This is a genomic window from Bacteroidia bacterium, assembly GCA_026932145.1.
Lineage (GTDB): Bacteria > Bacteroidota > Bacteroidia > J057 > JAIXKT01 > JAIXKT01.
In genome coordinates, this window is the sequence record JAIXKT010000054.1 from 35,490 (window position 1) to 48,491 (window position 13,002).

Here is a 13,002-nt window from a genome sequence, read left to right on the forward strand (position 1 = left end):
TTTTAATTCTATTTGGCTAACTTAACGACTTGCTTATGATTTGAGTCTTCGATTTCTAAGAAATAAATACCTGAAGGCAGTGCCGAGAAGTCCTGCTGTTCAATATGATTTCCTTTCCAAACAATACTCCCAAGGCTATTCAATAATTTGAATGAAACTTGTTTTGCACCAGAATTTTGATATATGATTTTGTTTGAAAATGGGTTTGGAAAAATTTTAGTTGTTTGGGTGGAATATCCAGATTCAATGCTGGTGGTATTCATAGAGCAGTTTGCAGGGATGCTATCAGTAAGATAACTTGTAGCGCAGGTATTACAAAATAAACTTTTAAAAAAGCAGGTAGCCCGTTGAATTCTGAATAAGTCTTGTGCAGGGGTATCTTTCCAAACGCCGTGTCCGCTGCCTAATTGCACACTTAGGTCGGCACATACTCCAAAAGAGGTGAGTTTATTGTAGATAGCTCTTGATCCCCAAGTCAAGGTATAGTTGGTACAGCCTCTCCAATATCCTGAATCAATGGGTGAAATATTATCTTGGTCGCCGGCAAAGCCCACTAACGGTATAGCGTTGTTGCTGTTGATTGCATTTATATCTAAAATACTGCCCCAGTTGTGATAAAGACCTTTTAGGGAAAAAGTATTCGTCAAAGAGTTTCCGGATGCATTTATGTCTCCTAATGTTTGCTGTAAGTCTGGATAAGCGATGTTCATAGCTTGTTGGCTCACAAAGGCCAAATTAACAGAGGCAAAAGAGCCCGCGCTATTACCGCCGGCAAATATCCATGCGGTGTCAATTTTGTAAGTGTTGGCATTAGCTACTAAATATCGGATGGCAGCGTGCTCGTCTTGTATTCCTCGATATACGGCTAAGCGTTGAGAAGCGGGATCTCCGCCGCAGCCAGATGTTCCGTAGTTCCAACCCAGCCGGTATTCTACGGTAGCAGCGACAAAGCCGCGCTTCGCAAATTCAATACACTCGTTATTAAGTCCTTTTAAAGTTCCATTTATGAAGCCGCCACCATGTAATAAAACGATGAGCGGTCGTTTTGAAAAAGTATCAAGGGCTAAATTCGGGTAAAATATATTTAACTTTAAGATTTGGGTGTTTCCTTGATAGCTTAGAGCTGACCCGTAAACTACACCGGTGTCTGAAATAATGTCTGTTGCACTAAAAAACGGTAATTCGGTAAAACGTGTGTTACTTGTGCAATACGGTGATTGAGCAGCTACGCGAAAGATACATAACGCGCCTATAATCAGAAATATAGATCTTTTTATCATACAATTAACCTATGGACTTTTGCCGCCGGTATTGTCCCAAAGTTACGCCTAAATTTTAGTGTTAAACTTAGAGGTTGTTTAAAAATGGTGTAAAAATTGTTAAATTATTTAATATCACATGGTTAAATACATATTTATTTGTATATTGCTGATTATTAATCAGATAATTAAGCAAGTATGAAAGCCTACCCAACCAACCTAACTGATATTCAGTACGAAGCTATTGAAAAAATAGTAAATGATAACAGGAAAAGAAAGCATCCTTTAAGATGTATTGTAGACGCATTATTGTACATCACCAAAACTGGTGTTCAATGGAGATTGCTGCCTAAAGATTTCCCTAAGTGGCAACTCGTTTATTATTATTTCAGAAAATGGACAGCAGAAGGGCTTATTGAAGAAATACATGATTTTTTGCGTGATAAGTTAAGAAAGGAAAAAGGAAAACATGTTTCACCAAGTCTTGGATTAATTGATAGTCAAACTGTTAAAACTTGTTCTTTCTCGTTATCAAACGGTTATGACGGAAACAAGAAAATTAAAGGAAGAAAAAGACATATTATTACTGACACATTCGGATTTATTATAGCTATTGTGATTCATAACGCTGATATTCAGGACAGAGAAGGAGCTAAATATGTTCTTGAAGAATTAAGATATAAGTACCCTAGATTGACAAAAATATTGGCAGATCAAGGTTATACCGGTAACTTAGCTGAATGGATTTTAAAAAGTTTGAATTACACTTTGGAAATTGTAAAAAAAGTGGCAGGAATTAGTGGATTTAATGTCTTACCCAAGAGATGGATAGTTGAACGAACTTTTGGATGGCTTGGTTTTCAACGAAGATTGGTTAATGACTATGAATTCCACCCCGAATGCAGTACAAGCTTTGTGCACTTAGCTATGATTAGAATTATGCTTAACAGAATAAAAAAATAAATTTTAAACAACCTCTTAATTTTTTAGATAAAAATACAGATTTTTTTATTTTTGGGGTACAGAAAAGACCAGAGTTACATATCAACTTTTACAGCAGTTTAGCATATAGCTGCGCTACTTCTGCAATAATCAGCTTTGATATACGTTCTTTTGATTCAAAAGACCATCCGCCAATATGCGGGCTGAGTACCACGTTTTGCGTAAAAAGCTGTTGATAAAGAGTTTGTTTTTGTTCCGTTAGGTTGGTTAATGGTTCATCTTCCAAAACATCTAATGCTGCTCCCGCTATTTTATTGGCTTTTAAGTTTTGCAATAAAGCGGCTGTGTCAATTACGGCACCGCGAGATAGATTAATCACCCATATTTTCTTGGCAAACTTATCCCAAAATGAATTATTTCCCAAATGATAAGTTTCTGATGTTAGTGGAACGTGAAAACTTAGGATGTCAGTATGTTGCTGCAAGGTTTCTAAGCTCACTTGTTCAACCCAAGGGTTGTCTATTCCGGTTTTATATTTGTCGTAAGCAATAATGCGGCACCCAAAGCCTGTTAGCCGGTTTGCAAAAGCACTGCCGGTATTTCCAAAGCCGATGATACCTACGGTTTTATTCCACAATTCAGATCCTCTGTTTTGCTCTCGATTCCATAAAAAGTTACGAACCTCACTATCAGAACGTTGTAAATTATTGAGTAGCATAAGTAACATCCCTGCGGCGTGTTCGGCAACGGCATCGCGGTTTCCTTGCGGCAGAGAAATTACACGGATATTTTGTTTCTTAGCAGCAGAAACATCTATATTTTCTAAACCAGACCCTCCACGAATAATATATCGCAGAGATTTACTTTTCTCTAATAATGAAGCACTTAGTTTTATTTTACTGCTTAAAATTAAGCCTTCGGCATCTGTGAGTTTTTCTTCGATGAATGCCGGTGATTTTGAAGAAAAATCCCATAACGAAATACCAATATCCGCTAATTTTTGGGGAAGCCAATCAGAAAATGGATCTGCAAGAATCCAGCTATTTTGGGGCACAATTACGAAATTGAATCTAATGCTTGAGATATGTCGTAGATAATATCTTCGTAGTTTTCTATTCCAACAGAAAGACGTATCATTTTTTCGGAAATAGAAAGTTGTTTTTTTAGTGCGGCATCAACATCTGCATGGGTCATTGTGGCGGGGTGCTCTGCCAAACTCTCTGTACTGCCGAGGCTAACGGCTAATTTGATGAGCTTCAGGGAATTTAAGAATTGAAAAGCCTCTTTTTCGCCTCCAATAATATCAAAAGAAATCATACCGCCATTGGAAAGGCACTGCTTTTGTTTGATAGTAAATTGTTCTGTATCTTTTTGGGTAATATTTCCTAAGAAATACACTTTTTCGATTTTTGGGTGATTACTCAGGAAATTCGCTACATGATTTGCGTTTGCTGCATGAATATCCATTCTGGCTTTAAGTGTTTCGAGGCTACGCAGGAGTAGCCAGCCGGTATTTGGGCTTGCCATATTTCCCAAAAAGGTTCGGAGACCTTTCACTCTTTTGATTAATTTTTTTGAGCCTAAGCAAGCTCCGGCGATAACATCACTATGCCCCCCGATATATTTTGTGGCAGAATAAAGAACCAAATCAGCACCGTGTTTGAGAGGGTGCTGCCATAGAGGCCCCATATAGGTATTATCTACGGCGAGATATACTTCTTTTTCCGGTGTGGAAAAATGGCGTGCTATTTCTTTACTGCATTGAATATCAATAAGGTCGTTTGTTGGGTTTGCGGGAGTCTCTACATAAATCAGGGCAAGTTTTGCGGCATTACCGCTTTGATTCACAATTTCGATGACCTCTTCTTTGCATTGTCCAACGGTGAATGATATTACTTGGATACCAAATTTGGGGAGTATTTTTTTGATGAAGTGGTCGCTTCCTCCATAAAGTGGGTTGCTGGTGAGTAATAGGTCGCCGGGAGCTAAAAACTCCAATAATACTGTGGTGATAGCAGACATTCCGCTTTCAAAGACAGCACAGTCTTCCGCTTCGTCCCAGAGTGTTAGTCGGTTTTCTAAAATCTCTAAATCAGGGTTGTTAATTCGGCTGTAAATCAAGCCTAATTCTTCTCCTGCATTTGGCTGGCGAAGACCGTATGCTACTTCAAAAAAAGACTTACCTTCTTCTGCACTTTTAAAAACAAAGGTTGAAGTTTGAAATATCGGGCACTTTATAGATCCTTCGGATAGTTCCGGTTTGTATCCATAAGACATCATCAAACTTTCCGGATTTAATTTTCGGCTCATGGGATTCGCATGAAATTTAATACAATGATAAGAATTTTTTTGCTTACCAGAAAAAAATACATCTATTATGAGAAAATTTTCAGGCTTTAATTTATTTTCTATCCGTATTTTAGGTTTTATTTCGTTCGTATTCTGGAAATGATATTTGCTCTACATAAACACATTTTCCGGTTTGTGCTTGAATTTTGAATAGGCAGGCGTTTAGCCGGAGGCCTTCTTCGGCGGGTTTGTATTTTTGGGGAATCTGCAATAGGTTTCGGTTAATGGATGTTTCTATGTCCATTCCTATTGCGGAGTGATGCGGGCCGGTAAAGCCTAAGTCTGTGATGTATCCCATTCCACCCGGAAATATTTGGGCATCTGCCGTAGGCACGTGTGTATGAGTGCCTACAATTACGCTCACCCGATCGTGTAAGTGCCATGCAAAGGCGTACTTTTCAGCCGTAGCCTCCGCATGAAAATCAATGATGATTATGGGTGTCTTAGGGACAATTTCCGGCAATAACTGGTCAATGGTTCTGAATGGACATTGTATTGGGCTGGTAAAGAAAGCTTGGCCACGCATATTGATTACGGCTGCTGAATAGGAACTATTCTCTATTGGATAAATTCCATATCCTCTACCTGGAACTCCCGGCGGATAGTTATAGGGACGTAATAAACGCGGCTCTTTTGCCATAAAAGGAAATATAAGATGCTTATCAAAAGAATGGTCTCCGCCGGTAACTACATCAACGCCAGCATTTAATAATAGCTTTACTTGCGGCTCGTTAAATCCTTTGCCTTCATGCATATTTTCGCCGTTAGCAACAATAAAGTTTAGCTTAAACTTTTGGCGAATACCCGGCAATAACCGGCAAACTAACTCTACTCCTCCTTGGGTTACAATATCTCCAATTAGCAGTGTAGAAAGTATCATACAGAAGACGAATCAGATGAGCTTACGGAAAAATCTGTTTTGTTTTTGTAGATATAGCCTAACAGTCTGTAAATCAGCTTAGCTAAGGTGTATTCTGAGATGGTGTCTTCGGCACGTGGCAATACTTCTACGACATCAAAACCGATAATTTGTTTTTCTTTGGCTACTTTTTTAAGCAAGCGGAGTACTTGTTTCCAGTTAAGACCGTTAGGCTCAGGAGTACCCACAGAAGGAATTACTGACGGGTCAAAACCATCTGCATCAATGGTAATATAAACACATGGTTGTAAGGTTTTTAATACTTTCTTGACCCATTTTTCATCTTCATCAATTTGGTGTGCATAAAAAGTGTGAACGTCCGGGTCTTCTTTGCAAATAATACTTTCTTCAATACATTGTGCTCTGATGCCTACCTGTGTAATCGGTAGGTCTAATTCTCGGCATCGAGCCATAACGGAGGCATGGCTCCAAGGGTTGTCTTGGTAAGATGCCCGTAAATCTGAATGAGCATCTATTTGCAGAATGGAAAAATTGGGATACAAATGCTGCTGAAATGCCCGCACAATTCCGTAGGTTACAGTATGCTCCGCACCTAACGAAACGATAAACTTATTTTTTTTGAGCAGTTCAATCGTTTTTTGGGTGATGAACTGCATAGCTTCGGTATCTTTTTTTCCCCGAAAATTGTAGGGAGCTAAGGTGCAGATTCCGACTTCGCGGTATAACTCCCAGTCTAACTCTTCGTCATAAAGTTCCACAAACCGAGATGCGCTGATAATAGCCTCCGGCCCACGGGCAGAACCTTTGTGATAAGAGGACGTATGCTCATACGGAAAAGATTGAATTGCTACTGTAGAACGGTCAATATCAGAGTATTCTGGCTCAATAGCTAAAAAGTTTTTTTTGATTCCCCAAACTTTCATAGGCAAAAATATTAATCATATTCATCTTCTCCTGAACGGCGAAGTCTGTCGTATTCTTCAAAATCGTAATCCGGCAGGAGTTCTTCTTTTACATACGAAACTACCTGATTGAGTGTATGTACAAACTTATTGAAGTCTTCTTTATACAAAAAAATCTTTTGTTTTTCAAAGCCGTCTCCTTGACTATTCCGGTGGCGTTCTGTAATCGTTATGTAATAATCCTGACCTTTTGTTGAACGAACATCAAACAAATATGTCCTTTTACCGGCTTTGATTTTTAAAGAATATACCTCAGACTGATCGCGATAAGTATCCACTAAACCTCCAAACTCAAAAATAATATGCAAAGGTAAACCTCCAACCAGATAAAACTATCTGTTTTTTCTAACTAATTTATTTTCAATACAAAAAATAATATCAACAAGATCTGCTAATACTTTTTGCTGTTTTTGGGGGATTATAGTTCAGAAAGTATGAAGGTTATGGTTTCTCGTTGATGTATTGTTGTCAATCAAGGAACTATGGCTTTCTTTAATCGTAAAATTACTCCTTATTACTAAGAATTTCATCGTATTTTTCGGGCCATAACCAAAAATTCAATGTGAATTAGAAGGAAGTACAATATAAAATCATCTGATATTTAGGTATTTATGTATTTGTAAACTGAGTTTCCAGCCGGTGTTTTGTTGGATATAGGGAATAATCCAGTGGATTGCCTTTTCAAAATTAGTCCATTCAGGCTGTAGATATTTGAGGGTTTTAGGTGTGCAATATTCAGCTTGGTTGGCTGCCCATTCGAGGTCATGTTGATTCCGAACGATTATTTTTAGTTCATTAGCAAGTGGATAGTTTTGGGCTAAAACGGGACAAAACTTCTTGGGAGAAAGGCAAACCCAGTCAAAAAAACCGGTGATTTCATGGTTTCCGGCGGTTTCTAAGTGTACTTTAAGGTTAGCTGTTTGTAAGGCTTTTGTTAGTGGAGTAAGGTTGTGGAGGGTTGGCTCACCTCCGGTAATAACGACTCTATCTGCTTTATTTTCAAGTATTTCTTGTAATATTTGTTTGACTGTTCGGCTTGGGTAGGTATTTTGTTCCCATGATTCTTGTACATCACACCAAAAGCATTGGATATCACAGCCGGCTAATCGGATAAAAAAAGCAGCACTGCCGCTCCAATATCCTTCTCCTTGCAGGCTGTAAAAAGTTTCCATTACAGGATAGGTAGGTTGCAAATACTCATCTGGAATGAGTGATAAAGCTCCATTAAAACTATTCATAAAATATTGAAAAAAAGCCTACTACCAAGAGGTAGCAGGCTTTAAGGCGAGAAAAAGAGGTCAAGATTTTGGGGGTGCTAAGTCGAAAGCTGTACCTGCATCGAAAAAATGACCCTTGTGGCTGCCATCACAAAAAGGTTTTATTTTAGACAACCCGCATCGGCACAGATAAACTGATGTTCTACCGGCTAAGCCAAATTCTTTGCCCTCACCATCAACTAAGGTAAAGTCCCCCTCTACTCGGATAGATCCGTTTGGGGTTATTTTAATAATTGTTTTTGCCATTTTTTAATAACCAAAGACTTCTTCTAAGGTTAAAACGGTTACTTTCCCGTATTGGTTCAATTTTTTCATATCAACACGATCTTTCGACCCAAGTACCAAGAGTGTGTAAGGTTTTTTAGAAACATACTCTTCTTGGAATTTATGAATATCGTTTAGTCTCATACCGTCTAAGGCAGCATAGATTTTTTCACGAATATCGTAGTCAAGGCCGAGTTTTTTAGCGTTTTCAAAGTTGAGCAGAACATCTTCTCTGATAATTCTATTTGTTTCTAATTGGTTTTTGAGAGAGGCTTTGGCGATTTGGTAATTTTTTTCAACGAGAGGCATTCCGTTTAGAAGTTCTTCCATAGCGTTGAAGGCATCATTCATTTTATCTGCTTGTGTACCTACATAGGCAATGTTGTAGAATGGGTCTTCTTTTTTGGTGGGTATTCTAAACACAGACCGAGTTGAGTAGGCAAGGGCTTTGGCTTCTCTGATGGTTTGGAATACTACTGATGACATTCCGCTTCCGAAATATTCATTATACATTGAAACGGTGGGCACTAATTCGGGGGTGTAGTCTTTGCTTTTGTAAACCCATAATAATTCTGCCTGAACCATTTCGTAGTTAACAAATATAACACTTGGGTTGGTCATATCTTGGCGCACATAGGTAGTTGCTTTGGGGAGAGGTGTTAAGGTTGCAGGGGTTTGGTGGTATTTATTCATATAATCCCGTACTTTTTCTACGGAATTTTGCCCAAAGTAAAGGATACGATGCTGAAAGGTAGTTAGTTGCTTGATTTTGGTAATTAATTCGGCGGCGGTAAGTGTTTTTAATTCTTCGGCTTTTAAGATGTCTGTAAATGGGCTTTTGGAGCCATAGGCAGCATAATTCATCATAGCTTGTTGCAGAATAGCTCCTTTATTGAGTTTTAGGTCGGTTCGGCGTTTTAGTTCGCCTTCTACTAAGTTTTTGAGTGCTGCTTCATCTGGTTTGGGGTTAGCTAAGAGACCTTCAAATAGTTTTAGGGCTTCTTCAAAAGAATCTTCCGGCCCGCGAAGGTAAACGTAACTTTGGTCATCAGTGCTGGATACACCAAAATCACAAGCTAACTCATACATTTTCATTTTAAACTGCTCGGCAGACATTGTTCCGCTACCTAAATATTCCAAATATTTGATAGCAAAGGCCAACTTTTTGTCGTGGTTTTTGCCTAAATCGAAGATATAATATAGGTTGAACAGATTATTTTCGTCATTTTTCTTGTATAATATAGGGATTCCTTTTTGGGTTTTATCGGTTACAATGTCTGTTTTATAGTTTATGAACTCCGGCTTTATAGCAGCGGGTGTTTTTTCAAATATTTCTGCGGTAAATCTGGATTGTTCTTCACGGTTTACGGGAAGTGGTGTGATTTCGGGTTTGGGAACTTTTACAATTTCGTCTTTAGGGCCATTCTTTTTAATCACCATCACATAGTTTTGTCCGTAATATTTTTTCGCTATTTCCATGATTTTATCTTTGTTATAGCGTTGCATATAATCATAGGTAGCTAAATAGTTTTCCCAGCCTCTGCCGGAGGTGTAGGCATCTACTAAGGCGTATATCCGGCCTTTATTTTCTAAGAAAGAGCGTGTGCGCTCAATCATCATATTTTTCAAAACGGCTTTCATTAGTCGCTCTTCAAATTGGCCTTGTTTGATTTTTTCGAGTTGGTCTAATAATAGTTTAGATACTTCGGCTAAATCTTGGCCTTTTCTGGGTTTTCCTTGTAAAAAATGGATGGAATAATCTTGTAAATCCCAAATAAAGGAGGCTGCGGAAAGCACTTTTTGTTGTTGAACCAAGTTGAGGTCAATGAGGCCGGCAGTAGAGTTGGATAGTAATGCATCAATAAACGTTAGGCCGTAATAATCATCTTTTCCGATGCCGGGTAGGCGAAAACCTAATAATACTGATTCTGCATCAGGGCCGGAAACGGTTTTAACAATAGGGCTGGTAATAGGATCTTCCGGCTTGAATTTGTAGGGTTCAATTGGTTTAGGGGTCATCCAGCCAAAATTCTTTTCGATTAAATCCATCGTAGCTGCAGGGTCAACATCTCCGGAAATAATGATAGCCATGTTATTGGGAACATAGTATTTTTGGAAGTATTCTTTAATCTTGGATAATGACGGATTTTTGAGGTGTTCTACTGTACCGATAGTTGTTTGGGTACCGTAATGGTGGTTTTTGAATAAGTTTGCGAGCATTACTTCATTCACTCTCCGGTTATCATTATCTAATGAGATATTTTTTTCTTCATAAACGGCTTCTAATTCGGTATGAAACAACCTGAGTACAGGTGCTCGGAAGCGTTCACCTTCAATTTTTAGCCAACGTTCCATTTCGTTTGTGGGAATATTGTTTACATAAACCGTTTGTTCAAAGGAGGTGTAGGCATTGGTTCCGGTAGCTCCTATGGCAGATACCATTTTGTCGTATTCGTTAGGGATGGCAACTTTTGCGGCTATGTTGGATATAGAGTCGATTTGGTGGTAAATTTGTTTTCGTTTTTCTGGGTCTGTGGTGTGGTTATATTTTTCGTAGAGGTTTTCGATTTCGTCAAGGTATTTTTTTTCTTCGGTATAATTTCTTGTTCCGAATTTATCCGTACCTTTAAATAACATGTGTTCAAGATAATGGGCTAAGCCGGTATTGGTTTCTGGGTCATGCTTAGAGCCTGCGCGAACGGCTATGGCCGTTTCTACACGAGGCTCGGCTTTATTAACCGAAATAAATACAGTAAGCTGGTTATCAAGCTCATACCAACGAGTGTTGGTAGGGTCGCCGTGCATATAGCGGAACTTTCGTTTTCCGTCATTATCAATGGACCAGTCCCGTATCTGGGTAAAAGCTGTCCAAGAACTGGTTCCTAAAAACCAGACAAATAACCATAAAGTTAATTTTCGCATAATTCTGCGAAGTTACATAACGAAAGTATTTGTTACTTAGGATACTTTCGATTTTTTTGGGATTAGGGTTGGCTGATATACCGATGATACCAATGTTGGAATACGATAAATGCCCACAAGGTACAGTCCTCTTTGGTGTTTTTACCGAGTAAAATATTATTCCAAAGGCGCATTATTGCCGGATATTGAAAAATACCTTGGGATTCAATTATATTTTTGTTTAAGATATTTTTCTCAATAGTTGTGCGATATGGCCCTAAGAACCAATCTCTTAGCGGAACTTCAAAGCCTTGTTTGGGGCGGTTGTATAATTCCGGAGGTAATAAATCTCGAAAAGTATCTTGCAAAATCCGCTTTCGTTGAGTGCCCTGAATCTTATAGTTAGCCGGAAGCGAAAAAGCAAATTCTACTACTCGATAATCCAAAAAAGGCACACGCACTTCTAACGAATTTGCCATAGACATTAAGTCTGCTTTTACCAGCATATCACCGGCTAAAACCAACTGAACATCTGCGGCTAAAATATCATTGAAGTCCTGATTATCAGTTATTTTAGTTTTTAATATTGCTGCGTTAGAATTTAGGGATTGGAATTTAGGTTGAAGAATTTGGGTTACTTCTTGTTGAGCAGCTATACGGCACCAAGCTAAATAACGTTCTGCTGCCGGTAGCGGAAGTCCTTCTGCGTATTTGGTTATTTGGTATAAAATTCTTCCCAAAGAAGAATTTCGGTTAGCCGGTAATTTTCTTAGAATTGGCTGTGAAAATCGTAATATATTGTTTACCAATGAATTTTGCCCCGCCTTTAAAAGTCCTACGTGTTTTGTATAGCCGGCAAAGACTTCATCAGCACCATCTCCGGATAATGCTGCAACTACCTTTTGCCGTGTTTGGCGGGCTAAAATAAAAAAATTCAGCGCAGATGAATCCGCAAAAGGTTCATCCAGATAATCTAAAACATCTGAAACGCAGGAAAATAAATCTTCGGTTTGAACCTCAAAGAGGGTGTGTTCTGTTTGATATTTTTTGGCAACTGCCAGTGCGTATTTCCGCTCATCGTATAATGGATTATCAAAACTGATAGAAAACGTAGATAGTTTTTTTTGATTCCTTGCGGCGAGAGCCGTTACTATCGAAGAATCTATTCCACCGCTTAAAAATACGCCAACCGGAACATCCGCAATTAACCGTTTTTGAACCGCATCTTCCAAAAGATTTAGCAGTTTATGCTGCGCCTCTTGATAAGAAATGGTTTCTTTTGAGTTAGATAGTGAAGGGCGTGGTAGCTCATACCAGCGATTCACCTGTACCTGTCCGTTACGTATCCATAAACATTCTCCGGGTAGTAGCTGTTTAAATCCTTGTAGCATAGAAACCCCCGGAGGCAGATAGCTGTATTGAAAGTATAAATTGACAGCATCTATATTTAACAAACGCGGCAGGGGAAGTGCTAATAGTGCCTTCATTTCGGAAGAAAAAGCAAAATAACTTTCGTCTTGAAAATATTTTAGTGGCTTAATCCCAAACCGATCTCGGGCAATAAATAAGTCTTGAGTTTGGTGGTCATAAATGGCAAAAGCAAAAAAACCATTTAGAAAAGACAAACAACTTTCTCCGTATTGGATAAATAGGTAAAGCAAAATTTCAGTATCCGAATTGGTTTGAAGCTGGATACTGAATTGTGTTAATTTGTGTCTAAGTTCCTGATAATTAAATATTTCTCCGTTAAAAATGATTGCATAACGGCCGGTTTTGTCAAAAATAGGTTGATTAGCGGCAGCACTTAGGTCAATAATAGAAAGTCTGGCATGGCCTAAACACGTTCTTTGGTGGCGATAAATAGCCTGATAATCAGGGCCTCGTTTCGCTAAATGATTTAATGCTTGGTTAAATAAACTATCGGAAACCGATTTGCCGTAGTCTATCCATCCTAAAATCCCACACATACAAAAGAAATTATGCGTAAAATTTGGTATCTATAACTAAACCACCTAATGCAAAAGGGGATATTTTGCCCAAAAGTTTAATACTTATTTTCGCATCTATAAGAGACCTTGATTTCTTTATTTGTTCTATAATCACAGCTATTTTATCTGCTTTATTTACTGCAAAAGTACCTAATTTGAGTATGTTACAACTTTTTAGCA

Annotated in this window: 11 protein-coding genes; 1 reads left to right on the forward strand and 10 read right to left on the reverse strand. The window is 38.5% G+C overall.

The features are described from left to right. Positions 1 to 8: 8 nt before the first annotated feature. A complete protein-coding gene (locus LC115_12015; GenBank protein ID MCZ2357389.1) occupies positions 9 to 1,280 on the reverse strand; it encodes a T9SS type A sorting domain-containing protein in 1,272 nt (423 codons plus the stop codon). A 177-nt stretch (positions 1,281 to 1,457) separates the two neighbouring features. Between LC115_12015 and LC115_12020 the strand changes: the two genes are divergently transcribed. Beyond that, positions 1,458 to 2,222 (forward strand): IS5 family transposase, encoded by a 765-nt coding sequence (locus LC115_12020; protein MCZ2357390.1) that lies wholly within the window; start codon positions 1,458 to 1,460, stop codon positions 2,220 to 2,222. Between the two features lie 88 nt (positions 2,223 to 2,310). Here the strand turns inward: LC115_12020 and LC115_12025 are convergent, their stop codons facing one another. The 9 genes from LC115_12025 to asnB all read right to left on the reverse strand — a co-directional run bounded on the left by LC115_12025 (position 2,311) and on the right by asnB (position 12,801). Beyond that, entirely contained in the window at positions 2,311 to 3,255 is a 945-nt protein-coding gene (locus LC115_12025) for a hypothetical protein (GenBank protein MCZ2357391.1), read from the reverse strand. Positions 3,256 to 3,257: 2 nt separating this feature from the next. After that, complete coding sequence (locus tag LC115_12030; GenBank protein MCZ2357392.1) at positions 3,258 to 4,511, reverse strand: cystathionine gamma-synthase family protein; 1,254 nt, start codon at positions 4,509 to 4,511, stop codon at positions 3,258 to 3,260. Between the two features lie 109 nt (positions 4,512 to 4,620). After that, positions 4,621 to 5,430 carry a YmdB family metallophosphoesterase gene (locus LC115_12035; GenBank protein MCZ2357393.1) on the reverse strand — a complete coding sequence of 270 codons (810 nt, stop codon included), beginning with the start codon at positions 5,428 to 5,430 and terminating at the stop codon, positions 4,621 to 4,623. After that, positions 5,427 to 6,353, reverse strand: a complete 927-nt coding sequence (speB, locus tag LC115_12040; GenBank protein MCZ2357394.1) for an agmatinase — start codon at positions 6,351 to 6,353, stop codon at positions 5,427 to 5,429. The genes LC115_12035 and speB overlap by 4 nt, the downstream gene beginning before the upstream one ends. An 11-nt stretch (positions 6,354 to 6,364) precedes the next feature. Beyond that, complete coding sequence (locus LC115_12045; GenBank protein MCZ2357395.1) at positions 6,365 to 6,700, reverse strand: PUR family DNA/RNA-binding protein; 336 nt, start codon at positions 6,698 to 6,700, stop codon at positions 6,365 to 6,367. 282 nt (positions 6,701 to 6,982) lie between these two features. Next, a complete protein-coding gene (locus LC115_12050) occupies positions 6,983 to 7,630 on the reverse strand; it encodes a 7-carboxy-7-deazaguanine synthase QueE (GenBank protein ID MCZ2357396.1) in 648 nt (215 codons plus the stop codon). Between the two features lie 60 nt (positions 7,631 to 7,690). Then, positions 7,691 to 7,915: a CDGSH iron-sulfur domain-containing protein gene (locus tag LC115_12055; protein MCZ2357397.1), complete on the reverse strand. Its 225-nt coding sequence runs from the start codon at positions 7,913 to 7,915 to the stop codon at positions 7,691 to 7,693. Positions 7,916 to 7,918: 3 nt separating this feature from the next. Next, a complete protein-coding gene (locus LC115_12060) occupies positions 7,919 to 10,855 on the reverse strand; it encodes an insulinase family protein (GenBank protein MCZ2357398.1) in 2,937 nt (978 codons plus the stop codon). Positions 10,856 to 10,917: 62 nt separating this feature from the next. Next, positions 10,918 to 12,801: an asparagine synthase (glutamine-hydrolyzing) gene (asnB, locus tag LC115_12065; protein MCZ2357399.1), complete on the reverse strand. Its 1,884-nt coding sequence runs from the start codon at positions 12,799 to 12,801 to the stop codon at positions 10,918 to 10,920. Between the last annotated feature and the right edge of the window lie 201 nt (positions 12,802 to 13,002).

Coding starts and splice junctions, on each gene's coding strand:
- LC115_12015 (MCZ2357389.1), bottom strand. CDS start 1,280: ATGATAAAAAGATCTATATTTCTGATTATAGGCGCGTTATGTATCTTT.
- LC115_12035 (MCZ2357393.1), bottom strand. CDS start 5,430: ATGATACTTTCTACACTGCTAATTGGAGATATTGTAACCCAAGGAGGA.
- LC115_12060 (MCZ2357398.1), bottom strand. CDS start 10,855: ATGCGAAAATTAACTTTATGGTTATTTGTCTGGTTTTTAGGAACCAGT.
- LC115_12030 (MCZ2357392.1), bottom strand. CDS start 4,511: ATGAGCCGAAAATTAAATCCGGAAAGTTTGATGATGTCTTATGGATAC.
- asnB (MCZ2357399.1), bottom strand. CDS start 12,801: ATGTGTGGGATTTTAGGATGGATAGACTACGGCAAATCGGTTTCCGAT.
- LC115_12055 (MCZ2357397.1), bottom strand. CDS start 7,915: ATGGCAAAAACAATTATTAAAATAACCCCAAACGGATCTATCCGAGTA.
- speB (MCZ2357394.1), bottom strand. CDS start 6,353: ATGAAAGTTTGGGGAATCAAAAAAAACTTTTTAGCTATTGAGCCAGAA.
- LC115_12050 (MCZ2357396.1), bottom strand. CDS start 7,630: ATGAATAGTTTTAATGGAGCTTTATCACTCATTCCAGATGAGTATTTG.
- LC115_12020 (MCZ2357390.1), top strand. CDS start 1,458: ATGAAAGCCTACCCAACCAACCTAACTGATATTCAGTACGAAGCTATT.